Raw genomic sequence first — 25,225 nt, 5'->3', positions numbered from 1 at the left:
CATATCCATCGGGTACAACTCGGTCAGATGTGGGAGCAGGCTTGCCTGCGATAGCATCAACTCGGTATTGCTGACAGACCGAGTCGCCTGCATCGCAGGCAAGCCAGCTCCCACATAAAGCAACATCAGGTGTGTCAGGCCTTGAGGGTCTTCACGCCTTCGCTAGTGCCCAGCAGCAGCACATCGGCAGGGCGCGCGGCAAACAACCCATTGGTGACCACGCCAACGATGGCATTGATCTGGGTCTCCAGCTCCACCGGGTTGGTGATCTGCATGTTGAACACATCGAGGATGATGTTGCCGTTATCGGTCAGCACGCCTTCGCGGTACACCGGGTCGCCGCCCAGCTTTACCAGCTCGCGGGCCACGTGGCTGCGAGCCATGGGGATCACTTCCACCGGCAGCGGGAAGTTGCCCAGCACCGGGACCAGCTTGCTGGCGTCGGCGATGCAGATAAAGGTCTTGGCCACGGCCGCGACGATCTTCTCGCGGGTCAGGGCTGCGCCGCCGCCCTTGATCAGGTTCAGGTGCTCGTCGCTTTCGTCAGCGCCGTCGATGTAGAACTCCAGGTCGCTCACGGTATTGAGCTCGTACACCGGAATGCCATGGCCCTTGAGGCGTGCGGCGGTGGCTTCGGAACTGGCTACGGCGCCGTCGAACGCGCCCTTGTGCAGGGCCAGCGCGTCGATAAAGCAATTGGCGGTGGAGCCGGTGCCAACACCGACGATGCTTTTATCGTCGAGTTTAGGAAGGATTAAATCGACGGCGGCCTGGGCCACTGCCTGTTTGAGTTGATCCTGGGTCATGCGGGCTCCGGAACGGGCGGGGAGTAAAGAGGGGCGCGAGTATAACCCAACAAAACCTCTGGATTCGTGTGGTCGTCCGGCCAAGAGGCGGGTTAGACTCCTCGGCCCTGCCCAACCCGCCCAGTGATGCTTTCCGATGCTCGAACAGTACGTCAAGAAGATCCTCACCTCGCGCGTTTACGACGTTGCCGTGGAAACCCCGTTGCAGACCGCCCGCCAGCTCTCCGAGCGCCTGGGTAACAAGGTCTGGCTCAAGCGTGAAGACTTGCAGCCGGTGTTCTCCTTCAAGATTCGCGGCGCTTACAACAAGCTGACCCAACTGACGGCCCAGGAACGCGCGCGTGGCGTGGTCACCGCCTCGGCCGGCAACCATGCCCAGGGCCTGGCCCTCGCGGCCAAGGTGCTGGGGGTCAAGGCCACGATCGTGATGCCCAAGACCACCCCGGAGATCAAGGTCGAAGGCGTGCGTTCCCGTGGTGGCAAAGTAGTGCTGCACGGTGATTCCTTCCCGGAAGCGCTGGCGTATTCGTTGAAGCTGGTCGACGAAAAAGGCTACGTCTACATTCACCCCTACGATGATCCGCACACCATTGCCGGGCAGGGCACGGTGGCGATGGAGATCCTGCGCCAGCATCCAGGGCCGCTGGACGCGATTTTCGTCCCGGTGGGCGGTGGCGGCCTGATTGCCGGTATCGCGGCCTATGTGAAATACCTGCGCCCCGAGATCAAGATCATCGGTGTCGAACCCGACGACTCCAACTGCCTGCAAGCCGCCATGGCCGCTGGCGAGCGCGTGGTGTTACCGACCGTTGGGCTGTTTGCCGACGGCGTGGCAGTGGCGCAGATCGGCCAGCACACCTTTGATATCTGCAAAGACTATGTAGACGAAGTGATCACCGTCAGCACCGATGAAATCTGTGCGGCGATCAAGGACATCTACGACGACACCCGCTCCATCACCGAGCCGGCGGGTGCATTGGGTGTGGCCGGGATCAAGAAGTATGTGGAGACCCGTGGCGTCAGCGGCCAGACCTTTGTTGCCATCGACTCCGGGGCCAACGTCAACTTCGACCGTCTGCGTCATGTGGCTGAGCGCGCCGAGTTGGGCGAAGGTCGTGAAGCGATCATTGCCGTGACCATCCCCGAGCGTCCGGGCAGCTTCAAGGCTTTCTGCGAGGCCGTGGGCAAGCGCCAGATCACCGAATTCAACTACCGCTACCACTCCGGCAGCGAAGCACACATTTTCGTCGGAGTGCAGACCCACCCGGAAAACGACCCGCGCAGCGCGCTGATCGCCAGCCTGACCGAGCAGGGCTTCCCGGTGCTGGACCTGACGGAGAACGAACTGGCCAAGCTGCACATCCGCCATATGGTCGGCGGGCATGCGGCGCACGTGAGCAATGAAGTGGTGTTCCGCTTCGAGTTCCCGGAGCGTCCGGGGGCGTTGTTCAACTTTCTTAACAAATTGGGCGGACGCTGGAACATCTCGATGTTCCATTATCGCAACCACGGTGCGGCGGACGGCCGTGTGGTCGCCGGGCTGCAAGTGCCGGCCAATGAGCGTCACCTGGTGCCGGCGGCGCTGGAGGCAATTGGTTACCCGTATTGGGATGAAAGCGACAACCCGGCTTATCAGCTGTTCCTCGGTTGAGCGACTACGCTGACTGGGCGGCCATTAAGGAATCGAAAACATGGAATACCTGACGACCCTCAAGACTCTCCACATGGTGGCGACGGTGCTGTTGCTGGCCAGTGGCCTGGCACTGGCCGTGCTGACCTGGCGCAAGCGTAGCGCGGGCCCGGCGATTACCTTGCAACGGCCATGGCTGTTTGTCTGGCTGTTGATGGGCGTAAGCCTGGTGAGCATGCCATTTACCGGTTGGTGGCTGGTGCACCTGATCGGCTGGCCCTTGGGGCAGACCTGGATCCTGGGCTCCAGTGTGATCTACACCGTGGCGGCGCTGGCCTGGTTCTGGCTGGTGGTGCGCCTCAATCGCCTGCGCCTGGGTGGTACGGGCAGCGCGAAATTCACCCTGGCCCTGGCGGTTGTGAGCCTGGTGGGGTTTGTGGCGATTGCCGGGTTGATGGGTGCCAAGCCGGTCTAGCGTTCGTCGAACCATTGTAGGAGCGAGCTTGCTCGCGAAAAACGTCAACGATAACGCGTACCCACTGATTAAACGTGTCGCGCTCAGGTTTTTCGCGAGCAAGCTCGCTCCTACAGGGATTCGGGTTATCAGCCGCGCAGGCTGATCACCGGCCACCCACGCTTCTGGGCCTCCGCCCGCAAATTCGCATCCGGATCCACCGCCACCGCATGAGTCACCTGCTCCAGCAGCGGCAGGTCATTCATCGAGTCGCTATAGAAATAGCTGTCCTCCAGGCTATACCCGGTCTCTTCCAGCCACCGATTCAAACGTGTCACCTTGCCCTCACGGAAGCACGGCACATCCGTACTGCGTCCGGTGTAGCGGCCATCAGCCATCTCGCATTCGGTGGCGATCAGGGTTTCAACCCCCAAACGTGCGGCAATCGGCGCGGTGACAAAGCGGTTGGTGGCGGTGATGATCACCAGCGTGTCACCGGCAGCACGGTGCTTGGCCAGCAGTTCAACCGCCTTGGGCAGCATCAGCGGCTCGATGCAATCGCGCATGAAGTCGCGGTGCCATTCATCCAGTTGGGCCATGTCGGTGCGGCCGAGGATTTCCAGGCTGAAGTTCAGGTACGCGGCGTTGTCCAGCTTGCCGGCCAGGTAATCCTGGTAGAACTCATCGTTACGGGTCTTGTAGGCAATGGCATCAAGAATGCCGCGCTCACACAGGTAATCACCCCAGGCGTGGTCACTGTCGCCGCCCAAAAGTGTGTTGTCCAAGTCGAATAAAGCCAGGCGCATTGCGGTTACTCGCTGAAAAGTCTGTAAAAAGGCGTCCAGAATACGGTCTTTTCACAAGAGTGCACATAAGGTAAGCAGCCTCGTTGCCGCTGCAACAAGCTTTGTGGAACAATGCGGCGACATGCGTTTGCGAGGTTGTTGCCGTGATCGACCCCGATGGTTTCCGTCCAAATGTCGGGATTATTCTTACGAATGATGCCGGACAGGTGCTATGGGCTCGCCGTATCAACCAAGATGCCTGGCAGTTTCCCCAGGGCGGGATCAACCCCGACGAAACCCCTGAAGACGCCCTGTACCGCGAGTTGAACGAAGAAGTAGGCCTGGAACGTGAAGATGTGCAAATTCTCGCCTGTACTCGAGGCTGGTTGCGCTATCGTTTGCCGCAACGCCTGGTGCGTACCCACAGCCAACCGCTGTGCATCGGCCAGAAGCAAAAGTGGTTTCTCCTGCGCCTGGTCTCCAATGAGCAGCGGGTGCGGATGGATTTGACCGGTAAACCGGAGTTCGATGGCTGGCGCTGGGTCAGTTATTGGTATCCGTTGGGCCAGGTGGTGACATTCAAGCGCGAGGTTTATCGTCGCGCTCTCAAAGAGCTTGCCCCGCGCCTTTTAGCGCGCGACTGACGACGGAGTTCGACCCCGAGCCATGCTCAATACGCTGCGCAAGATCGTCCAGGAAGTTAACTCCGCCAAGGATCTCAAGGCGGCGTTGGGGATTATTGTGTTGCGCGTCAAGGAAGCCATGGGCAGCCAGGTCTGCTCGGTTTACCTGCTGGACCCCGAGACCAACCGTTTTGTGCTGATGGCCACGGAGGGCTTGAATAAGCGCTCCATCGGCAAGGTCAGCATGGCGCCCAATGAAGGTCTGGTGGGCCTGGTGGGGACGCGTGAAGAACCCCTGAACCTTGAGAACGCGGCCGATCACCCGCGCTATCGCTACTTTGCCGAAACCGGCGAAGAACGCTACGCCTCCTTCCTCGGTGCCCCGATCATCCACCACCGCCGTGTTGTCGGCGTGTTGGTCATCCAGCAGAAAGAACGCCGCCAGTTCGACGAAGGTGAAGAAGCCTTCCTCGTGACCATGAGCGCGCAGTTGGCCGGGGTTATCGCCCATGCCGAAGCCACCGGCTCGATTCGCGGCCTGGGTCGCCAGGGCAAGGGTATCCAGGAGGCCAAGTTCGTCGGCGTGCCGGGTTCGCCGGGCGCGGCGGTCGGTACCGCGGTGGTCATGCTGCCACCGGCCGACCTCGATGTGGTGCCGGACAAGACCGTCGACGACATCGACGCTGAAATCAAACTGTTCAAGACCGCCCTGGAAGGCGTGCGCACCGATATGCGCAACCTGTCGACCAAGCTGGCCACCCAGTTGCGCCCCGAGGAACGGGCGCTGTTCGACGTTTACCAGATGATGCTGGATGACGCGTCCCTGGGGAATGAAGTCAAGACGGTGATCAAGACCGGCCAGTGGGCCCAGGGCGCACTGCGCCAGGTGGTCACCGACCACGTCAACCGCTTTGAACTGATGGACGACGCGTACCTGCGCGAGCGCGCCTCGGATGTACGTGACCTCGGTCGCCGCCTGCTGGCCTACCTGCAGGAAGATCGCAGCACCAACCTGGTCTACCCCGACAACACCATCCTGATCAGTGAAGAACTGACCGCCACCATGCTCGGCGAAGTGCCGGAAGGCAAACTGGTGGGCCTGGTCTCGGTATTGGGCTCGGGCAACTCCCACGTGGCGATCCTGGCCCGTGCCATGGGCATCCCGACGGTGATGGGCCTGGTGGACCTGCCGTATGCCAAGGTCGACGGCATCTCGATGATCGTCGACGGGCACCGTGGCGAGGTCTTCACCAACCCCAGCGACGTGCTGCGCAAGCAGTACGCCGAAATTGTAGAAGAGGAGCGCCAGCTGTCCCAGGGCCTTGATGCCCTGCGCGAACTGCCCTGCGTGACCCTCGACGGCCACCGTGTGCCGCTGCTGGTCAATACTGGCCTGCTGGCGGATGTCGCGCGTGCCCAACAACGTGGCGCTGAAGGGGTGGGGCTGTACCGCACCGAAGTGCCGTTCATGATCAACCAACGTTTCCCTAGCGAGAAGGAGCAACTGGCGATTTATCGCGAGCAACTGTCCGCCTTCCACCCGCTACCGGTGACGATGCGCAGCCTGGACATCGGCGGCGACAAGTCACTGTCTTATTTCCCCATCAAGGAAGACAACCCCTTCCTTGGCTGGCGCGGCATCCGCGTTACCCTCGACCACCCCGAAATCTTCCTCGTCCAGACCCGCGCCATGCTCAAGGCCAGCGAAGGCCTGAACAACCTGCGCATTCTCCTGCCGATGATCTCCGGCACCCACGAACTGGAAGAAGCCCTGCACCTGATCCACCGTGCCTGGGGCGAAGTGCGCGACGAAGGTGCCGATGTACCGATGCCGCCAATTGGCGTGATGATCGAAATCCCGGCAGCGGTGTACCAGGCCAAGGAACTGGCGCGGCAGGTGGACTTCCTGTCGGTGGGCTCCAACGACCTGACCCAATACCTGCTGGCCGTGGACCGCAACAACCCACGGGTGGCCGACCTCTACGACTACCTGCACCCGGCAGTGTTGCAAGCCCTGCAACATGTAGTGCGCGATGCCCATGCCGAAGGCAAGCCGGTGAGTATCTGCGGGGAAATGGCCGGTGATCCGGCGGCGGCGGTGCTGTTGATGGCCATGGGCTTTGACAGCCTGTCGATGAACGCCACCAACTTGCCGAAGGTCAAGTGGATGCTGCGCCAGATTAACCTGAGCAAGGCCAAGGAACTGCTGGCGGAGTTGATGACCATCGACAACCCGCAAGTTATCCACAGCTCGCTGCAACTGGCCCTGAAAAGCCTGGGGTTGGCGCGGATGATCAATCCGACCGCGACGAAAACCCTGTAGGCGCGAGCAAGCTCGCGCCTACAGGTTGATGTCTACCTCGCCGAGTCGCCCACCATGGGGCCCGAAGCTACGTTCCACCATCCGCCGCGTCCCATCGGCATGCACAATCAGCGCGGTACTCGCTCGCGTCCCATAACTGGGGCTGGCGATAAACACACTCGACAACAGGCTCTCCGTCGCCAGCCCCACCCCGGTATCCGGCAGATCGGCAAAGGGGGCGGTCTGCGGGTCGCTCAAAATTCCCAGCAAGGCTTCAGGCTGCGGATCGTCCAACACTTCGGCCAGCGCGGCCTTGGCCTTGAGCAGTTTCGGCCACGGCGTATCCAGCCCGGCATTGGATAACCCATAGACCCCGGCCATCAGTTGCGTGGGCGTCGACTCATTGGCGTTGTAATGCCACAACGCGTCCCGCGTCCCGATTAACAGGTTGAACCCGGCATATTCAATTGATCTGCCGTTAACATCGGCTAAATAGTCGTCAATTGGCAGTGACCCGTTGAGAAAGCGCGCTACCAGCTCGCCACGGGACTTGCGCGCCGGTGGCTGGTGCGGGTTGCGGATATTGGTCAGCGCGGCGAACCGTCCATCGGCGCCGACCCCCAGCCAGGTCCCGCCCGCTTCCTGGTCGCGGCCGGCATAAACCTGCGGTGCATCCGGCCACTGGGCCAGGGGCAGGCTGGGCCGGGCGTAGAACTCATCACGGTTGGCCGCGACGATCAGCGGCTGGGCATGGCCCGGCCGCCAGGCGAAAACAATCAGGCACATAAGGTATTACCTCTGTGTTTTTGCCCACTCTACCCATAGAGCCGCCGGCTATCCATCGTATCGAAGTTGGGCCAGATGCCTCCCATCCGTTAACATGCCAGGCTGCTTGGCGTGGGGGCGAACTTCTTCATTTGATCGAACTGCTGTAACGCAGGCTTAATCGCCCACCGGCATGGTCCGTGCGCACTAACGAATGATTTAACGAGGAGTCGCAATGCTGCCTTACCCGCAGATCGACCCGGTGGCCCTGGCCATCGGTCCGCTGAAAATCCACTGGTACGGCTTGATGTACCTGATCGGCATCGGCGGTGCCTGGCTGCTGGCTTCCCGGCGCCTGAACCGCTTCGACCCGACCTGGACCAAGGAAAAGCTCTCCGACATGGTGTTCTGGATGTCCATGGGCGTGATCGTTGGCGGACGCCTGGGCTATGTGCTGTTCTACGACCTCAGCGCGTACCTGGCCAACCCGACCCTGATTTTCGAGGTGTGGAAGGGCGGCATGGCGTTCCACGGCGGCTTTATCGGCGTGATGCTCGCGGCCTGGTGGTTTGGCCGGCGCAACGGCAAGTCATTCTTCCAGTTGATGGACTTCGTCGCGCCAATGGTGCCGATTGGCCTGGGTGCCGGGCGTATCGGTAACTTTATCAACGCCGAATTGTGGGGCAAGCCGACCGACGTGCCGTGGGCCATGGTGTTCCCGCCGTTCAGCGATCCGGCGCAATTGCCGCGTCATCCGTCGCAGTTGTATCAGTTCGCCCTTGAGGGCGTGGCGCTGTTCCTGATCCTCTACATCTTCTCGCGCAAACCACGGCCAACCATGGCGGTGTCGGGGATGTTTGCCCTGTTCTACGGGATCTTCCGTTTCATCGTCGAGTTTGTGCGGGTGCCGGATGCGCAGTTGGGTTACCTGGCGTTCGGTTGGCTGACCATGGGTCAGGTTCTCAGTATTCCGATGATTCTGGCAGGCCTGGGCATGCTCTGGTGGGCTTACAATCGCCCGCAGGCGATCAAGAACACCGCGCTATAAATTCGAACGCCGAGGCTCATGGGCCTCGGCTTCACCGATACAGGTAATGACATGAAGCAATATCTAGAGCTGGTTTCCCACGTCATCAACAATGGCACCAAGCAGGCCAACCGCACTGGCGTGAACACCATCAGCTTCCCCGGTGCGATGTTGCGCTTTGACCTGCAGGAAGGTTTCCCGGCCATCACCACCCGCAAAATGGCCTTCAAGTCGGCGATCGGCGAGATGTGCGGCTTTTTGCGCGGGGTGAACAATGCTGCCGAGTTTCGCGCCCTGGGCTGCAAGGTGTGGGACCAGAACGCCAACGAAAACGCACAGTGGCTGGCCAACCCGTTCCGCCAGGGCGATGACGACCTGGGTGAAATCTACGGTGTGCAATGGCGCAAGTGGCCGGCGTACAAGCAGATCCCGCTGAGCAACCAGGCCGCTATCGAGCAGACCCTGGCCCAAGGCTATCGCCAGATCGCCGAAGGCGAGGAAGACGGCCAGGCCTACGTGGTGCTGTACAAGGCCATCGACCAGATCCGCCAGTGTGTCGACACCATCATCAAGGACCCGGGCAGCCGCCGCATCCTGTTCCACGGCTGGAACTGCGCCCAACTCGATGAAATGGCCCTGCCGCCGTGCCACTTGTTGTACCAGTTCCACCCGAATGTCGAGACCCGGGAGATTTCCCTGACCCTCTACATCCGCTCCAACGACCTGGGCCTGGGCACGCCGTTCAACCTGACCGAAGGTGCTGCGCTGCTGAGCCTGATCGGCCGCCTGACCGGCTACACGCCGCACTGGTTCACCTATTTCATCGGTGATGCCCACGTCTACGAAAACCATCTGGACATGCTCAACGAGCAGCTCAAGCGCGAGCCATTCGCTGCGCCCAAGCTGGTGATCAGCGACCGCGTGCCGGAGTTTGCCAAGACCGGCGTATACCAGCCGGAGTGGCTGGAGTTGATCGAGCCGGGCGACTTCTCGCTGGAAGGCTATGAGCACCATGCGCCGATGACGGCGCCGATGGCGGTCTGATCTAAACGCGGTCAAAAAATGTGGGAGCGGGCTTGCCCGCGATAGCGGTGTATCAGTCGACATCTTAATTGACTGGTCCACCGCTATCGCGGGCAAGCCCGCTCCCACATTTGGTTGGCGTTCACATTAGTTAATGGCCATGACTGCGGCCGACATGTGAATGCTCCGCCTCACTGGTCGCCACACTCCCGCTGACTTCCAGCCGCTGCAAAATCCCACACTGATCAATCTCCGGCCCTTCGCCACAGCGCTGGCGCAGGTCGAGCAGTTGCGTCTGCAACGCCAACAACCCATCGATCCGCGCCTTGACGTGATGGATATGCTCGTCGATCAGGGCATTGACGCTTTCGCACTGGTCCTGGGGGCTGTCGCGCAGGCCCAGCAGGCTGCGGATCTCTTCCAGGGTCATGTCCAGGCTGCGGCAGTTGCGGATAAAGGTCAGCCGCTCGGTGTGGGCCTGGGTGTACAGGCGGTAGTTGCCCTCACTGCGCGCAGGCGGCGGCAACAGGCCTTCCTTCTCGTAATAACGGATGGTTTCTACCGGGCAGTCGGTCAGTTTTGCCAGTTCGCCGATCTTCATCGCAGCAATCTCCAAAAGGGTGCTTGACCCTATAGTGGCTACAGGGTCTTTACTTGGCAACAGGCACCTTCACGGACGCGACACAATGAGCGATTCCATTCACACCCCGCATAAGCATGACCACGACCACGATCATGATCACGGCGAAAAACTGCAGCCTGTGCAAAAGCACGATCATGGCGGCTCCTGCTGTTCCGGCGCGGCTGCGCCATCCCTGGTGACGTTGACCGAAGCGCCTAGCGCCAACGCGCGGCTGAGCACCTTCCGCATCGAAGCCATGGACTGTCCCACCGAGCAAACGCTGATCCAGAACAAACTGGGCAAGATGGCCGGTGTGCAGCAGCTGGAATTCAACCTGATCAACCGCATCCTCGGCGTGACCCACGACCTGCCGAGCACCGCGCCGATCATCGAAGCCATCAAGTCTTTGGGTATGCAGGCCGATCCGATCGAAGAGGGTGTGCCTGCCGCCGAACCTGCGGCCAAGAAGCCCTGGTGGCCGCTGGCCCTGTCCGGTGTCGGCGCGCTGGCAGCGGAGGTGATCCATTTCACCAACGCCGCGCCGACTTGGGTGGTGGCTCTGGTGGCGCTGGTGTCGATCCTCAGTGGCGGCCTCACGACCTACAAAAAGGGTTGGATTGCCCTGAAAAACCTCAATCTGAACATCAACGCGCTGATGAGCATCGCTGTTACCGGTGCGGTGCTGATCGGCCAGTGGCCAGAAGCGGCCATGGTGATGTTCCTGTTCACCGTGGCCGAGTTGATCGAAGCCAAGTCCCTGGACCGTGCGCGTAATGCCATCAGCGGCTTGATGCAGATGACACCGGAGCGGGCCACGGTGCGCTTGGCTGACGGTAGCTGGGTCGAACAGGAGGTCAAAGTCATTGAACTGGGCGCCATCGTGCGGGTACGCCCCGGTGAGCGCATTGGCCTGGACGGGGAAGTCACCGCCGGCCAATCCACCATCGACCAGGCACCGATCACCGGGGAAAGCCTGCCGATTGAAAAGACCGTGGGCGACAAAGTGTTCGCCGGCACCATCAACCAAGCCGGTTCCCTGGAATACCGGGTGACCGCCGCCGCCAACAACTCCACCCTGGCGCGCATCATCCATGCGGTGGAGCAGGCCCAGGGCTCGCGGGCGCCGACCCAGCGCTTTGTCGACAGTTTTTCGAAAATCTACACCCCGGCGGTGTTCCTGTTTGCCTTGGGCGTGGCTGTTATTCCGCCGCTGTTCATGGGCGGGGTGTGGTTCGACTGGATCTACCGTGCGCTGGTGCTGCTGGTGGTTGCCTGCCCATGCGCCCTGGTGATTTCCACCCCGGTGACCATCGTCAGCGGCCTGGCCGCGGCGGCGCGCAAAGGCATCCTGATCAAGGGCGGTGTGTACCTGGAGGCTGGCTACAAGCTCGACTATCTGGCCCTGGACAAGACCGGGACCATCACCCATGGCAAGCCGGTCCAGACCGACTACCTGGCGCTGTCCGCCAATGACAATGCCCCGGCCTTGGCCGCCAGCCTTGCCGGGCGCTCCGATCACCCGGTATCGCTGGCCATCGCCAACGCGGCTGAGGATAAAAAACTGGCGCTGCTCGCTGTGGATAACTTCGAGGCCCTGGCCGGGCGCGGGGTCCGTGGCGAAATCAACGGCGAGGTTTATCACCTGGGCAACCACCGCCTGGTGGAAGAGCTGGGCCTGTGCTCGCCAGCCCTTGAAGAAAAACTCTTCGCCCTGGAGAAACAAGGCAAGTCCGTGGTGTTGCTGTTGGACAAGTCCGGCCCAATGGCGTTGTTCGCCGTGGCCGACACGGTCAAGGACAGCAGCCGCGAAGCCATCCAGCAGTTGCACGAGTTGGGCATCAAGACCCTGATGCTCACTGGCGACAACACCCACACTGCCCAGGCAATTGCCGCCCAGGTGGGGATCGACCAGGCCCAGGGCGATTTGCTGCCCACCGACAAGCTCAAGGCCATCGAGGATCTGTACGGCAAAAACCACCGGGTCGGCATGGTCGGCGATGGCATCAACGACGCCCCGGCCCTGGCCCGCGCCGAGATTGGCTTTGCCATGGCCGCCGCTGGCACTGACACCGCCATCGAGACCGCCGACGTGGCGCTGATGGACGACGATTTGCGCAAGATTCCGGCATTCATACGCTTGTCGCGACAAACGTCGAGTATCCTCAAGCAGAACATCGCCCTGGCGCTGGTGATCAAGGCGATCTTCCTTGCGGTCACCTTCCTGGGCATGGCCACTATGTGGATGGCAGTCTTCGCCGACATGGGCGTGAGCCTGCTGGTGGTTTTCAATGGTCTGCGCCTGTTGCGCAAATAGTCGATGAGAGGGTGGTGTGCTGAGTGCCGAGCTGAAGGCGTTTTACATGGTCGCCCGCCTGGGCAGCATTACCCAGGCGGCGAAAAAACTCGGCCTGAGCCAGCCCACGGTGACCACCCAGATTCGCCATCTGGAAAGCCAGTACTCGGTTGAGCTGTTCTATCGCGGTGGCCGCCGCCTCACCGTCAGCGACGAGGGCGCGCGGCTGTTACCGATGGTCAAGGCGTTGTTGCAGCAGGAAGCGGATATCGAGTTTTTCCTGCGCAACAGCGGCCAGGTCCAGGGCACCCTGAGAATTGCCGCCACCGCGCCTTATTACATCCTCGATCTGGTCAAGACCTTCCGCGAGCGGCTGCCGCAGGTGGAAGTCTCAGTGGAAATCGGCAACTCCCAGCAAGTGCTTGAAGCCCTGGATGACTACCGGGTGGACGTCGCGGCCTCATCGCAACTGCTGGAAGATCCTCGCCTGATCCGCCGGGTGCTGGGTACCGACCCGCTGGTGCTGGCGGTGCATCGCAATCATCCGTTGGCGGTGTTGGAGCATGTGCCACTCAGTGCATTGGCCGGGCATACGTTGTTGATGCGTGAGGCAGGCTCTACCACGCGGCGCCTGACTGAAGAAATGCTCGCTGGCGCGGGCGTGAGTTATGGGCCGTTGCTGGAAATCGGCAGCCGTGAGTCGATCCGCGAGGCGGTGTTGCGCAATATCGGCATCAGCATCATTGCCCGCCAGGAAGTGCCCCATGATCCACAGTTGCGGGTGCTGACCATCGAGAGTGCGCCGCAGATTCCGGAGTACCTGTATTGCCTCAAGGAGCGCAAAGGTGCGCGGCTGCCGGCGGCGTTTCTGGGGTTGGCGCAGGAAATGTCGCCACTCTGAGGGTGTTGGTGGCTTTGAAATCGCCATCGCGGGCTTGCCCGCGATAACGCCAGGCCAGTCACCACAACTCCGCAACCCTACCCAAATCCACCAATACCACTATCACCCGCTTTTGCCTTCCTGCCACAACAGGGACGCATTTGCTCCCTAGCATGGCCTTCATCCGTTCGATGAGGTGCCACCATGAACACAGCCCAGCTCAACCCCGGCGCGCCGATGAAGGTGCGTGGTATCCAGAAGCGCTTTGGCGCCTTTACCGCCCTGGACCATGTGTCCCTGGATGTCGACGCCGGTGAACTGGTGTGCCTGCTCGGCCCCTCGGGCTGTGGCAAGACCACTCTGCTGCGCTGCATCGCCGGCCTGGAACGCCAGGACAGCGGCGAGTTGTACCTGGGTGATCGCGATGTTTCCCTACTGGCACCGCAGGCGCGGGACTACGGCATCCTGTTCCAGTCCTACGCGCTGTTTCCCAACCTCAGCGTCGAGGCCAACATCGGCTATGGCCTGACCGGCAGCGGCCGCGATGAAGTGCGCAAACGCGTGGCGCAGATGCTGGAGCTGGTCGGCCTGACCGGCAGCGAAAAGAAATACCCCGGCCAACTGTCCGGTGGCCAGCAACAACGGGTCGCCCTGGCCCGCGCCCTGGCGCCGGCCCCGTCGCTGTTGCTGCTGGATGAACCGATGTCGGCCCTCGACGCCCGGGTGCGCGAGCACCTGTGTACCGAACTGCGCCAACTGCAACGCCGCCTGGGCATCACCACCTTGATGGTCACCCACAACCAGGACGAAGCCATGCTGATGGCCGACCGCATCGCTGTGATGAACAACGGCAAGGTCGAGCAGTACGCCACTCCTCAAGAGATTTACGACCGCCCGGCCACCCCATTCGTGGCCGAGTTTGTCGGCCAGGGCAACTGGCTGCCGTTCAGCCGCAACAGCGCCAGCCACGCCCAGGTCGGTGGGATGAATGTGCGCCTGGCCGATGACTGCGGTAAAGCCGCGTCGGGCCGCCTGTTCTGTCGGCCGGAAGCGATCAGCGTCAACCCGCCGGTGCATGAAGAAAACCTGTTCCCGGCCAAGGTCCGCGAGATCACCTTCCTCGGCAACCGTTGCCGCATGAGTTTCGAGCTGGACCAGTTGCCCGGTCACCCCATGCTCGCCGAACTGGCGCCGGAAGCCATGCCGCGCCTGGGCGCCCAAGATATCTGGGTCGCGCTGCCACCGCGCAGCCTGCAGGTGTTTGCCTGAGATGGCCGCTGACATGACCCTGCCGATACCCGACCGCGTGGCTCGCCAGGTTTCCCGTGCCGAAATCGGCGACCGCATCTTTGTAGTGGGCGGCAAGTTGCTGCTGCTGTGCCTGTTGGGCATCGCCGTGTTGTTGCCGTTGCTGGCGATCTTCTGGCGCGGTTTCAGTGCCGAAGACGGGCAGGGCGGCGGGCTGGTGGCGGCGCGCGAACTGCTGACCAGCGCCAACTTCCACTGGCTGCTGGGCAATAGCCTCAAGGTTTCCCTCAGCGTAGCGGCCATCGTCGTACCGCTGGCCTATCTGTTTGCCTACGCGCTGCAACGCACGCTGATCCCCGGCAAGACGCTCTGGCGTGGTCTGTCATTGCTGCCGCTGATGGCGCCCTCGATGTTGCCGGGGATTGCCCTGGTGTATCTGTTCGGCAACCAGGGCATGTTGCGCGGCCTGCTGTCAGACAACATCTACGGCTTCTGGGGCATTGTCCTCGGTGAAGTGATCTACACCTTTCCCCATGCGCTGATGATCCTGCTGTCGGCGCTGTCCCTGGCGGATGCGCGGCTGTTCGATGCCGCGTCGAGCATGGGCGCCAGCCCGGCCCGGGCGTTTCGCAGCATCACCTGGCCGGCGACGTGTCAGGCCGTGTTCGCCGCGTTCTGCCTGGTATTCACCCTGACCATCACCGACTTCGGCGTGCCCGTGGTGGTGGGCGGCGACTATCAAGTGCTGGCGCTGGAAGCCTACAAGGCGGTGGTTGGCCAGCAGCAGTTCGGTCGCGGCGCCCTGATCGGCATGGTGTTGCTGCTGCCGGCGCTGCTCAGTTTCGCAGTGGATACCTGGCTGCGCCGGCGCCACGGCGACTCCATGAGTGGCCGCGCCCAAGTGTTCCAGCCGGCGCCGTCGCGCCTGCGGGATGGTTGCTACCTGGCGATTGTGCTGCTGATCTGCGCGGTGTTGCTGCTGGTATTCGGCATGGCGGTGTATTCGTCGCTGGTGAAGTTCTGGCCGTACAACCTGTCGCTGTCGCTCAACCACTACCAGTTCAACGACACCGCCGGCGGCGGCTGGCTGGCCTATCGCAACAGTTTGACCATGGCGATCTGCACCGCACTGATCGGCAGTGTGCTGATCTTCACCGGCGCTTACCTGATGGAAAAGACTAAGGGGCAAAAAGGCCTCAACCTGGCGCTGCGCATGCTCAGTTTTGTGCCGATGGCGGTACCGGGCTTGGTGCTGGGCCTGGGCTATGTGTTCTTTTTCAACCTCAATGGCAACCCGCTGCATGTGCTCTACGGGAGCATGACGCTGTTGGTGGTATGCACCATTGCTCACTATTTGACCACTGCGCAAATGACCGCCACGACCGCCCTGCGCCAACTCGACGCCGAGTTCGAAGCCGCTGCGCTGTCGCTCAAGGCGCCGTTGTACCGCCACTATCTGCGGGTCACCGTGCCGATCTGCCTGCCGGCGCTGTTGGACATCCTGCGCTACCTGTTTGTCTCGGCGATGACCACCGTCTCGGCGGCGATCTTTCTCTACAGCCCCGACACCATCCTCGCCGCAGTCGCCGTGTTGAACATGGACGACGCCGGCAATGTTGGCGGCGCGGCGGCCATGTCGACCTTGATTCTGTTCACTTCAGCCGGCGTCTCGCTGCTGCTGGCGTGGGCCTCACGCGGCTTGTTGCGCCGCTCCCAGGCCTGGCGCCAAACCGCGCCCGGTCAATAACTCTGCCCCATACAAGGAAACGCACCATGTTCAAGCCCCTGGCCCTCGCCGCTGCTGTGCTCACCGCGTTCAGCCTGAATGCCTTTGCCGCAAAAACCGAGTTGACCGTGTACACGGCCCTCGAAGCCGAGCAGTTGAAGACCTACAAAAAAGCCTTCGAAGCGGCCAACCCGGACGTCGAGATCAAGTGGGTGCGTGACTCCACCGGGATCATCACTGCCAAGCTGCTGGCGGAAAAAGCCCGCCCGCAAGCCGACGCGGTATGGGGCCTGGCGGCGTCCAGCCTGGCGATCCTCGATCAGCAAGGCATGCTGCAAAGCTACGCGCCCAAGGATCTGGACAAGATCGGCAAGAACTACCGCGACGCCGCCAACCCGCCGGCCTGGGTCGGCATGGACGTGTGGGCCGCGACTATCTGCTTCAACACCGTCGAAGCCGAAAAGCAGGGCCTGAGCAAGCCGATCAGTTGGCAGGACCTGACCAAGCCCGAGTACAAGGGCAAGATCGTCATGCCGAACCCGGCATCGTCCGGCACCGGTTTCCTCGACGTCAGCGCCTGGTTGCAGACCTTCGGCGAGAAGCAGGGCTGGCAGTACATGGATGATCTGCACCAGAACATCGGCCAGTACGTGCACTCCGGCTCCAAGCCGTGCAAGTTGGCGGCCTCCGGTGAGTTCCCGATCGGGATTTCCTTTGAATACCCAGCGGTGCAGTTGAAGCGCCAGGGCGCGCCGCTGGATATCGTTTTGCCCAAGGAAGGCCTGGGCTGGGACATTGAAGCCACCGCCGTGATCAAAGGCACCGCGCATCAGGAAGCGGCGCAGAAACTCGCCGACTTCTCTGCAAGCCCTGCTGCGATGGAGCTGTACAAGGAAAACTTCGCGGTCCTGGCCCAGCCGGGTATTGCCAAGCCGCAGACCGAGCTGCCGGCGGACTACGAGCAACGGCTGATCAAGAACGACTTTGCCTGGGCCTCGAAAAACCGCGATAACATCCTGACTGAGTGGCGCAAGCGCTATGACGGCAAGTCGGAAAAACAATAACTTCAACCGTTGCTAACACTGTAGGAGCGAGCTTGCTCGCGAAGAACGTGAACGATAACGCGGGCAGTCAGAATGCACGCTGCGCCCTCAGGTTTTTCGCGAGCAAGCTCGCTCCTACAGGGGGCGAACACCATGACACACCACACTGACCTACTGATCATCGGCGCCGGCATCCTCGGCCTGTCCCACGCTTACGCCGCCGCCAAGCGCGGCCTCAAGGTCAAGGTCTTCGAACGCACGGCCACGCCCCTGGGCGCCTCGGTGCGTAACTTCGGCCAGGCGCTGGTCACCGGCCAACCACCAGGCCCGATGCTCGACCTGGCCCGGCAAAGCCGTGATATCTGGGGGCAATGGGCGCAACTGGCGAACCTGCAACTCAAGCGCAATGGCTCCTACCTGTTTGCCCGCACCGAAGCCGAAGAACACTTGCTGGAAGCGTTTTGCGCCGGGCGCGCCGAGGAATACGGCTATCGCGTCAACCTGCTGCAAGGCGCTGCGATGAATGATCTGTATGGCGGCCAGTTTCGCCATCATCGCGCAGCCTTGCACGGCCTGGACGATCAGCAGCTGTATTCACGCGAAGCACTCCCTGCGCTGATCAACTACCTGTGCCGCGAACTCAAGGTGGAGTTCCACTTCTCCACCCTGGTACGTGACATCGAGCCCGGCCAACTGCACAGCACCGCCGGGAGTTTTCGCGGCGAGCAGATCATTGTCTGCTCCGGCCACGACTACCAGACCCTGTTGGCCGAGCAGATCGCCGAACTCAACCCGCAGATCTGCCACCTGCAAATGCTCCGTGCCCGGCCCAAGGTCGACCTGAACCTGCAACATGCGTTGCTGACAGGCCTGAGTTGCGTGCACTACGGCGCTTTTGCCGACTTGCCGGAAGCGGCGCCAGTGCAGGCGCAGATCCTGCGGGATGTGCCGCACCTGCATGAACACGGCATCCACCTGCTGATCAGCCCGACACCGTATGGCGAGTTGATCATCGGCGACTCCCACCATTACGGCAGCGATCCGTCACCGTTCAATGCCGAACAGGTGGACAACTGGATGATCGAGCTGGCAGAACAGACCCTGGGTTGCCAGATTCAGGTCGTGGAACGCTGGCAGGGCGTCTATGGTTCCCGTGGGCCGGGGCCGTTTTCGTTCCTGCGCGCTGCAGATGGCGTGAGCGTGGCCTTGATGCATACGGGCGTAGGCATGAGCGTGGGGCCGGCGATGGCCGAGCGCAATATCACTGAGCTGTGGGGGGAAGTGTGATGCAAGCTGAACACGTTATCGCGCAAGTCTTTGCCTTGTACGAACGGCATGGCGCAGCCGACTACATTGGCGAGCCGGTGTCGCAGATCGAGCATATGTCCCAGGCCGCGCAATTGGCCATGGCCGAGGGCTTCGACGACGAAGTGGTGCTGGCGGCGTTCTTCCACGATATCGGGCATATCTGCGGCCAGGGTGGCGAGAACATGGGCGGCTACGGCGTAGTCAGCCATGAACGCCTGGGCGCCGACTATCTGCGGCGCGCCGGCTTCAGTGAGCGCCTGGCAAAATTGGTGGAATATCACGTACAGGCCAAGCGCTACCTGACCTTCAGCCAGCCGGACTATTACGACCGTTTGAGCGAGGCCAGCCGCCGTACCCTGGGTTACCAGGGCGGGGTGATGACGGCCGATGAGGCCCGAGCGTTCGAGCAGGATCCGCTGTGCGCGGTGAGCCTGCGCATGCGCCACTGGGATGAACAGGCCAAGGACATGCACGTGCCGGTGCTGGACCTTGAGGTGCTGAAGGCCAAGGCCCGGCAACTGCTGGCGGCTTAAGCCTCGTCCAGGCGCTGGGCCAGGGCTTCGATCTGTTCCTGGCGTTCGGCCTGGCTCAACCTTGGGTGAGGGTTGAGCGACGACCATTGCGGATGGGCGCGCGCCTTGTGCAGGGCGTCGGGCAGCTTGCCTTCACGCCAGGTCTTGTCCTGCGGGGTATCGACCTTGATGCTGTGCATCGCCGCATGCCCACGCAGGTTCAAGGCCTTGAGCAACTGCCGTTGGCGCAGGGCCAGCAGGCGCAACACGCTGTCATCCACGGTCAGCTCGCGCTGGCCCTTGATCTTGCCCAGCAGACGGCTGCCGTAGCTGCGCGCGGTTTGCAGCGCGCCGCCGGCAATCGCCCCGGCCAGGGCGGCGGCGCCCAGGGTCAGGCCGCCGACCAGCAAGTCCACACCGGCGCCGGCCGCGGCTCCTGCTGCAATCCCACCGCCGACTCGCACCCCTAGTTGCTTGAGGGTTTCGGGGTTGAACAAATCATCGCCCCAACGCCCGTCCAGCAGCGGCAGGTCGCTGGCCGCAGCGTCTTGCGGGCGGAAACCGAACAACTTGAGCAGGGCTTCGACGCAACGTTGTTCGCGCTGGCGCACGGCTTTGCGCAGATCGCCGATGGCTTGTTGTTCATCCTCGGTGACCACACTGCGCCGGCACGCGGCGCAGTCGATCAGCAGCTCGGCGATCAGGCGGGCAGCGCTTTGCTGGCGCGCCTGGCGTTGAGCCTCTTGATCAAGGATCAGCCGTTCCAGCTGTGGGCGTGAGCTTTCCAGCAACAGGGCCAGGCTTTCATACAGCCGTCGCTCGCCATCTTCGGGGGGCGCCACACTGTCAAACCGCACCAGCGCATGCAGGCCCAGGCGCGCCAGGGCTTCGCGCCAGTCCGGCTCGCGGTGGTCGCTGCTGCTGACAAAGTTGAGCACCGGCAGCAGTGGCTTGCCGCAACTGGCCAGCACTTGCAGCTCGTCGCGGTATTTGGCCAGTACCGGTTCCCGGGCGTCGATCACATACAGGCCGGCATCGGACGCGAGCAGTTGACGCAACACCTTGGCTTCCTGCTCGAAGCGTTGGCGGGCTTCGCTACCTTCCAGGAAGCGGGCGAGGCGGGCCGGGCCGTCGAGGCGTTCGCCCGGTCGGTCGAGGCGTTCGAGGTAATCGAGCAGGGCGATGGCATCTTCCAGGCCCGGCGTGTCGTACAGCTCCAGCAAAGCTTCACCGTCGACCGACAAGCGCGCACCCTCGACATGCCGGGTGGTACTGGGGCGGTGGGACACTTCGCCAAAGCCCACGTCACGGGTCAGGGTGCGTAGCAGCGAGGTCTTGCCGACGTTGGTGTGGCCGACCACCGCCAGTTTCAGGGGTTTAGTCATGACCAGTCTCCAGCCAGGTAAGCGGTGCGCAATCAGCGAAGGGCAAACCCAGTTGCTGCAAGGCCGTGTGCCAATCACCGAGGCGCTCGGCATCCAGTGCCTGGCCCGGTGGTGCTTGCAGCAGCCAGACACGGGTGGCGCTGGCGCAGCGGGCCAGTTCGCCGATCAACGCCAGGCTGCCGCGATCCGGCGAGCGGCGTGGGTCACAGGCGATCACCAGGCGGGCGGGCGGGAAGCGGGTCAATTGTTCCAACAATTTGTTGCGCGACTCGCGGCTGTCGAGGATGCCGGCGTTCTTGACCGTGGCCGGCAGTTTGGGCGGCCAGGGGTGCTGGTCGTCGAGTTCGATGGCCACCAGCAGGGCGCCATCGCTTTGCAACTCGCTGGCCCCGCCGCTGACTGGGTGCAACTGTTCTGGAGCCGCATCGTTCACACCGAGGCGTTCGCTGCTGGGCATCAAGGCTTCACGCAACGCGCTGTAGCCGGGCAGGTTGAGGTCCAGGCGCAAGGCGGCACGCCCACGTTGCCAGCGCCATAGGCAGAGCAGGGCGAGGATCAGCCGGGGCAGCAGGCCATAGACCAGCAATACGCCCACCAGCCAGGCAGCCCAGGCCTGGCGGGCGCTTTCGATATTGAGTGCAGAGTCGCCGCTGGCGCGGATCATTTCCACCGTCGGCACGCTGAAACCGAGCAGGGCGGGCAGGCTGCCCAGGGCCTGGGTCACGCTGACAAAGGTGTCGGCGCCGAGAATGGTGGTTTCCCAGACAAAGCCGTAGCGCCGGGTGGCCATCAAGGTCAGCAGGATCACCAGCGCGCTGCACAGCGCCAGCAGCCACAGGCCATTGACCAGCACGCCGACCGCCCAACGGTTGAGCTTGTGGCGTTGCAGCAGCAACAACAACGCCGGCGCCAGTTGCGCGGCCTTGGCATCGCGGGCGAGTTTTTCGCTGAGCCACAACCACAGGCGGCCGAGGCTGGCGCTGTGCTCGCCGGCAAACAGCAGGCCCAGGGCCCAGCTCAGCAGCAGGATCAGGTTCAAGCCCAGCAGGCTGCCCAGGGCCCAGAACACATTGACCGGGGTCAGGCCGTTGCCCAGTGCGGCGAAGGCCAGGCCGGCGCCGCTGACGACGGCCAGCACCATCAGCACGATCAGCGCCAGGCGCGCACCTTGCAGCCAATGGTGCAGGGCGGCGCTCAGGCCGTCGCGCTCGGCCAGCCATAGGGCACGGTTTTGAATGCGTGTCGGCAGGTCGCCGCCGCTACTGCGGGCCAGGCGATTGGCTTCCTGGTCCTCCAGGGCGCCTGCGTGTTCTTCACGCAGGCGCACGGTTTCCGTCAGCCAGAGTTTTTGCAGGGGGTTCAGTGCAGTCACGCGCCGTCCTGTTGTGTCAGTGAGCCTGGAGCATAACCCCTGGCCCGCGCCTCTGGTATTCTCGTCGTCATGAAAAAAACTCTCCCTTTAAGCCTGATCGCAGCCCTCGGTGAAAACCGCGTGATCGGCGTCGACAACAGCATGCCCTGGCATTTGCCGGGGGATTTCAAATATTTCAAGGCCACCACCCTGGGCAAGCCGATCATCATGGGGCGCAAGACCTGGGATTCCCTGGGGCGACCGTTGCCGGGCCGCTTGAACATTGTGGTCAGTCGTCAGACCGATCTGATGCTCGAAGGTGCGGAAGTTTTTCCTTCACTGGATGCAGCCGTTGCGCGGGCCGAGGCCTGGGCGTTGGAGCAGGGCGTGGATGAGCTGATGCTGATCGGCGGCGCGCAATTGTATGCGCAAGGGCTGGAGCAGGCGGATCGCCTGTATCTGACGCGGGTTGCGTTGAGCCCGGAGGGGGATGCGTGGTTTCCGGCGTTTGACTTGAACCAGTGGAAGCTGGTGTCGAATGTGCGGAATCCGGCAGAAGGCGACAAGCCGGCCTACAACTTCGAAGTCTGGGAAAAAGCCTAACTGTAGGAGCGAGCTTGCTCGCGAAGAACCTGAGAGCGACACGGCCATTCAGTATGCCCGCGTCATCGTTAACAGTCTTCGCGAGCAAGCTCGCTCCTACAGAGTTATGCCTGTGCTAGTTCCGGATGCTCATCGGCATTGAGCAATTCTTTATCCGTCTGCTGCATGATCTGGCTGGTAATCGCCCCCGCCGTCATCGAGCCATTGACGTTCAACGCCGTACGGCCCATGTCGATCAGCGGCTCTACGGAAATCAGCAACGCCACCAACGCCACCGGCAAGCCCATCGCTGGCAGCACGATCAGCGCGGCAAACGTCGCACCGCCGCCCACGCCTGCCACACCGGCCGAGCTCAAGGTCACAATCGCCACCAATGTTGCGATCCACAATGGGTCGAGCGGGTTGATGCCCACGGTCGGCGCCACCATCACCGCCAACATCGCCGGATACAGACCGGCGCAACCGTTCTGGCCAATCGTCGCGCCAAACGAAGCAGCAAAGCTGGCGATGGACTGCGGGATGCCCAGGCGACGGGTTTGCGCTTCGATGCTCAATGGGATGCTTGCTGCGCTGGAGCGACTGGTAAACGCGAAGGTCAGCACCGGCCACACCTTGCGGAAGAAGCGCAGCGGGTTGATCCCGGCCAGCGACAGCAACAGGCCGTGGACTACAAACATCAGCCCTAGCGCCAGGTAGGACACCAGCACGAAGCTGCCGAGCTTGATGATGTCTTGCAGGTTGGAGCTGGCGACCACTTTGGTCATCAACGCCAGCACGCCGTAGGGGGTCAGCTTCATGACCAGGCGCACCAGGCGCATCACCCAGGCTTGCAGGGTATCGATGGCGTTCAGCACTTTCTGGCCTTTTTCCACGTCATCCTTGAGCAGTTGCAACGCGGCAACGCCCAGGAACGCGGCGAAGATCACCACACTGATAATCGATGTCGGCTTGGCCCGGGCCAGGTCGGCAAACGGGTTCTGCGGGATGAACGACAGCAGCAACTGCGGGATATTCAGGTCGGCGACCTTGCCCGCGTAGTCACTCTGGATCACTTGCAGGCGCGCCAGTTCCTGGGTGCCGGCCACCAGGCCTTCGGCGGTAAGGCCGAACAGGTTGGTCAGGCCGATACCGATCAGCGCCGCAATGGCGGTGGTGAACAGCAGCGTGCCGATGGTCAGGAAGCTGATCTTGCCCAGGGACGCGGCGTTGTGCAGGCGGGCCACGGCGCTGAGGATCGAGGCGAACACCAGCGGGATCACGATCATCTGCAACAGTTGCACATAACCATTGCCGACCAGGTCGAACCAGCCGATCGAGGCCTTGAGTACCGGGTGGCCAGCGCCGTAGATCGTGTGCAGGGCCACGCCGAAGGCAACGCCCAGGACCAAGGCGAACAACACCTTCTTGGCCAGGCTCCAGTGAGTACGTCGGGTTTGTGCCAGGCCCAGCAATAATGCGAGGAACACCAGCAGGTTGAGAATCAGCGGCAGATTCATTGAAGCTCCAGGTAAAGGACTGCCAATCGCATGAGCGTGCGACTGCGAACCGGAAATCCTAACAGCTTGAAATATATTGATTTAATACCGTTATGGAATGGCGACTGTCGTTTTTGGAATAAGGCGTTGACGTTCCTGTGTACGTGGGTGGCGGGATCAGGACGCCGTCGGTCGTGCGTGTAGCGGGCGTTGTCATACAGATTTGTTAGCGTTTATGCCTTTCACTCAGGGAGAAAACGCACATGAAGCTCGCGCCGAGACTGTTTGCCGCCGCGCTATGCCTGGGGCTTGCCAGCCAGGTCATGGCCGCCACCGAGTTGAAACACTGGCCCGCACCCGCCGCCAAGCAACTGAATGAGATGATCGCCGCCAACGCCAACAAGGGTAACTACGCGGTGTTCGACATGGACAACACCAGCTACCGCTTCGACCTCGAAGAATCGCTGCTGCCGTACATGGAGAACAAGGGCCTGATCACGCGTGACAGTCTCGACCCGTCGCTCAAGCTTATGCCGTTCAAAGACACCGCCGATCATAAGGAAAGTCTGTTCAGTTACTACTATCGCCTGTGTGAAGTGGACGACATGGTCTGCTATCCGTGGGTCGCCCAGGTGTTCGCTGGCTTCACCCTCAAGGAGCTCAAGGGCTACGTCGATGAGCTGATGGCCTCCGGCAAGCCGGTACCGGTCACCTACTTCGAAGGCGATGTGGTGAAGAACATGGAGGTGCAGCCACCGAAAATCTTCACCGGCCAGACCGAGCTGTACAACAAGCTGATGGAAAACGGCATCGACGTGTACGTGATGACGGCGGCCTCTGAAGAGCTGGTGCGCATGGTCGCGTCCGATCCCAAGTACGGCTACAACGTGAAACCGCAGAACGTGATTGGCGTCAGCCTGCTGCTCAAGGACCGCAAGACTGGCGAGCTGACCACCGCACGCAAGCAAGTCACGGCCGGCAAGTATGACGAAAAGGCCAACCTCGGCCTGGAACTGACCCCGTACCTGTGGACCCCGGCGACCTGGATGGCCGGCAAGCACGCGGCGATCCTCACCTACATCGATGAATGGAAAAAGCCGGTACTGGTTGGCGGCGACACCCCTACCAGCGACGGCTACATGCTGTTTCACGATGTGGACGTGGCCAAGGGCGGCATTCACTTGTGGATCAACCGCAAGGACAAGTACATGACGCAAATGAACGGCATGATCGCCAAACACGCTGCGGCCCAGGCCAAGGAAGGCTTGCCGGTGACGGCGGACAAGAACTGGGTGATCGTCAAGCCCGACGAAATCCAATAACCCTGTAGGAGCTGGCTTGCCAGCGATGGCATCGACGCGGTG

22 protein-coding genes and 1 pseudogene are annotated in these 25,225 nt (G+C 62.1%); 15 read left to right on the top strand and 8 right to left on the bottom strand.

The features are described from left to right. Positions 1 to 134: 134 nt before the first annotated feature. Positions 135 to 806 (bottom strand): ribose-5-phosphate isomerase RpiA, encoded by a 672-nt coding sequence (rpiA, locus tag H097_RS08305; protein ID WP_029289406.1) that lies wholly within the window; start codon positions 804 to 806, stop codon positions 135 to 137. A 136-nt stretch (positions 807 to 942) separates the two neighbouring features. Here rpiA and ilvA point away from each other — a divergent pair, with 136 nt between their 5' ends. After that, entirely contained in the window at positions 943 to 2,457 is a 1,515-nt protein-coding gene (gene ilvA / locus H097_RS08300) for a threonine ammonia-lyase, biosynthetic (RefSeq protein ID WP_032858872.1), read from the top strand. Between the two features lie 40 nt (positions 2,458 to 2,497). Then, positions 2,498 to 2,911: a DUF2269 family protein gene (locus tag H097_RS08295; RefSeq protein ID WP_032858870.1), complete on the top strand. Its 414-nt coding sequence runs from the start codon at positions 2,498 to 2,500 to the stop codon at positions 2,909 to 2,911. Positions 2,912 to 3,039: 128 nt separating this feature from the next. On the opposite strand, the gene H097_RS08290 is transcribed toward H097_RS08295, so the two are convergent. Beyond that, positions 3,040 to 3,696, bottom strand: coding sequence for an HAD family hydrolase (locus H097_RS08290; protein WP_032858867.1), 657 nt, complete (start codon positions 3,694 to 3,696; stop codon positions 3,040 to 3,042). A 143-nt stretch (positions 3,697 to 3,839) separates the two neighbouring features. Between H097_RS08290 and H097_RS08285 the strand changes: the two genes are divergently transcribed. Together H097_RS08285 and ptsP are read left to right on the top strand one after the other, a co-directional pair. Beyond that, a complete protein-coding gene (locus tag H097_RS08285; RefSeq protein ID WP_032858866.1) occupies positions 3,840 to 4,319 on the top strand; it encodes an RNA pyrophosphohydrolase in 480 nt (159 codons plus the stop codon). Between the two features lie 22 nt (positions 4,320 to 4,341). Further along, a complete protein-coding gene (gene ptsP / locus H097_RS08280; protein WP_032858864.1) occupies positions 4,342 to 6,621 on the top strand; it encodes a phosphoenolpyruvate--protein phosphotransferase in 2,280 nt (759 codons plus the stop codon). An 18-nt stretch (positions 6,622 to 6,639) separates the two neighbouring features. Here ptsP and H097_RS08275 read toward each other — a convergent pair whose 3' ends face one another. Further along, positions 6,640 to 7,386, bottom strand: coding sequence for an NRDE family protein (locus H097_RS08275; RefSeq protein WP_032858862.1), 747 nt, complete (start codon positions 7,384 to 7,386; stop codon positions 6,640 to 6,642). 214 nt (positions 7,387 to 7,600) lie between these two features. Between H097_RS08275 and lgt the strand changes: the two genes are divergently transcribed. Together lgt and H097_RS08265 are read left to right on the top strand one after the other, a co-directional pair. After that, positions 7,601 to 8,413: a prolipoprotein diacylglyceryl transferase gene (gene lgt / locus H097_RS08270; RefSeq protein WP_032858860.1), complete on the top strand. Its 813-nt coding sequence runs from the start codon at positions 7,601 to 7,603 to the stop codon at positions 8,411 to 8,413. A gap of 51 nt (positions 8,414 to 8,464) precedes the next feature. Beyond that, positions 8,465 to 9,436: a thymidylate synthase gene (locus tag H097_RS08265; RefSeq protein ID WP_032858960.1), complete on the top strand. Its 972-nt coding sequence runs from the start codon at positions 8,465 to 8,467 to the stop codon at positions 9,434 to 9,436. Between the two features lie 130 nt (positions 9,437 to 9,566). On the opposite strand, the gene cadR is transcribed toward H097_RS08265, so the two are convergent. Further along, a complete protein-coding gene (cadR, locus tag H097_RS08260; RefSeq protein WP_032858858.1) occupies positions 9,567 to 10,016 on the bottom strand; it encodes a Cd(II)/Pb(II)-responsive transcriptional regulator in 450 nt (149 codons plus the stop codon). An 85-nt stretch (positions 10,017 to 10,101) separates the two neighbouring features. Here cadR and H097_RS08255 point away from each other — a divergent pair, with 85 nt between their 5' ends. The 7 genes from H097_RS08255 (at position 10,102) to H097_RS08225 (ending at position 19,068) form a co-directional block, all read left to right on the top strand. Beyond that, complete coding sequence (locus H097_RS08255) at positions 10,102 to 12,351, top strand: heavy metal translocating P-type ATPase (RefSeq protein ID WP_032858856.1); 2,250 nt, start codon at positions 10,102 to 10,104, stop codon at positions 12,349 to 12,351. A gap of 16 nt (positions 12,352 to 12,367) precedes the next feature. After that, on the top strand, positions 12,368 to 13,231 hold the full coding sequence (locus tag H097_RS08250; RefSeq protein ID WP_032858855.1) for a LysR family transcriptional regulator: 864 nt from the start codon (positions 12,368 to 12,370) through the stop codon (positions 13,229 to 13,231). A gap of 183 nt (positions 13,232 to 13,414) precedes the next feature. Beyond that, complete coding sequence (locus tag H097_RS08245; RefSeq protein ID WP_032858853.1) at positions 13,415 to 14,479, top strand: putative 2-aminoethylphosphonate ABC transporter ATP-binding protein; 1,065 nt, start codon at positions 13,415 to 13,417, stop codon at positions 14,477 to 14,479. 1 nt (position 14,480) lies between these two features. Continuing rightward, positions 14,481 to 16,205 (top strand): putative 2-aminoethylphosphonate ABC transporter permease subunit, encoded by a 1,725-nt coding sequence (locus H097_RS08240; protein ID WP_032858851.1) that lies wholly within the window; start codon positions 14,481 to 14,483, stop codon positions 16,203 to 16,205. Between the two features lie 26 nt (positions 16,206 to 16,231). Next, positions 16,232 to 17,248, top strand: coding sequence for a putative 2-aminoethylphosphonate ABC transporter substrate-binding protein (locus H097_RS08235; RefSeq protein ID WP_029289369.1), 1,017 nt, complete (start codon positions 16,232 to 16,234; stop codon positions 17,246 to 17,248). A gap of 132 nt (positions 17,249 to 17,380) precedes the next feature. Next, entirely contained in the window at positions 17,381 to 18,514 is a 1,134-nt protein-coding gene (locus H097_RS08230; RefSeq protein WP_032858850.1) for a TIGR03364 family FAD-dependent oxidoreductase, read from the top strand. Next, complete coding sequence (locus tag H097_RS08225) at positions 18,514 to 19,068, top strand: phosphonate degradation HD-domain oxygenase (RefSeq protein ID WP_032858849.1); 555 nt, start codon at positions 18,514 to 18,516, stop codon at positions 19,066 to 19,068. Before H097_RS08230 ends, H097_RS08225 begins: the two co-directional genes overlap by 1 nt. On the opposite strand, the gene H097_RS08220 is transcribed toward H097_RS08225, so the two are convergent. Together H097_RS08220 and H097_RS08215 are read right to left on the bottom strand one after the other, a co-directional pair. Next, the gene (locus H097_RS08220; RefSeq protein WP_032858848.1) at positions 19,065 to 20,432 is read right to left on the bottom strand and encodes a DUF3482 domain-containing protein; all 1,368 of its coding nucleotides are present in this window, start codon (positions 20,430 to 20,432) and stop codon (positions 19,065 to 19,067) included. The genes H097_RS08225 and H097_RS08220 overlap by 4 nt on opposite strands. Next, positions 20,425 to 21,804, bottom strand: a complete 1,380-nt coding sequence (locus H097_RS08215) for a DUF2868 domain-containing protein (protein ID WP_032858847.1) — start codon at positions 21,802 to 21,804, stop codon at positions 20,425 to 20,427. Before H097_RS08215 ends, H097_RS08220 begins: the two co-directional genes overlap by 8 nt. Before the next feature lie 69 nt (positions 21,805 to 21,873). On the opposite strand from H097_RS08215, the gene H097_RS08210 reads away from it, so the two are divergent. Continuing rightward, positions 21,874 to 22,386, top strand: coding sequence for a dihydrofolate reductase (locus H097_RS08210; RefSeq protein ID WP_032858846.1), 513 nt, complete (start codon positions 21,874 to 21,876; stop codon positions 22,384 to 22,386). On the opposite strand, the pseudogene H097_RS28645 reads toward H097_RS08210, so the two are convergent. Next, positions 22,385 to 22,474 (bottom strand): annotated as a pseudogene (locus H097_RS28645) (outer membrane lipoprotein carrier protein LolA); the annotation flags it as partial. The gene H097_RS08210 and the pseudogene H097_RS28645 sit on opposite strands and share 2 nt — an antisense overlap. 16 nt (positions 22,475 to 22,490) lie before the next feature. Then, entirely contained in the window at positions 22,491 to 23,882 is a 1,392-nt protein-coding gene (locus H097_RS08205; RefSeq protein ID WP_032858845.1) for an L-cystine transporter, read from the bottom strand. A 302-nt stretch (positions 23,883 to 24,184) separates the two neighbouring features. Between H097_RS08205 and H097_RS08200 the strand changes: the two genes are divergently transcribed. Continuing rightward, positions 24,185 to 25,183: a haloacid dehalogenase-like hydrolase gene (locus tag H097_RS08200; protein WP_162237635.1), complete on the top strand. Its 999-nt coding sequence runs from the start codon at positions 24,185 to 24,187 to the stop codon at positions 25,181 to 25,183. The last annotated feature ends 42 nt before the right edge of the window (positions 25,184 to 25,225 follow it).

This window comes from Pseudomonas sp. FH4, from assembly GCF_000510915.2.
Taxonomy (GTDB): domain Bacteria; phylum Pseudomonadota; class Gammaproteobacteria; order Pseudomonadales; family Pseudomonadaceae; genus Aquipseudomonas; species Aquipseudomonas brenneri.
Note: the sequence above shows the minus strand (reverse complement) of the source record. Positions and strands in the feature narration are given on the sequence as shown.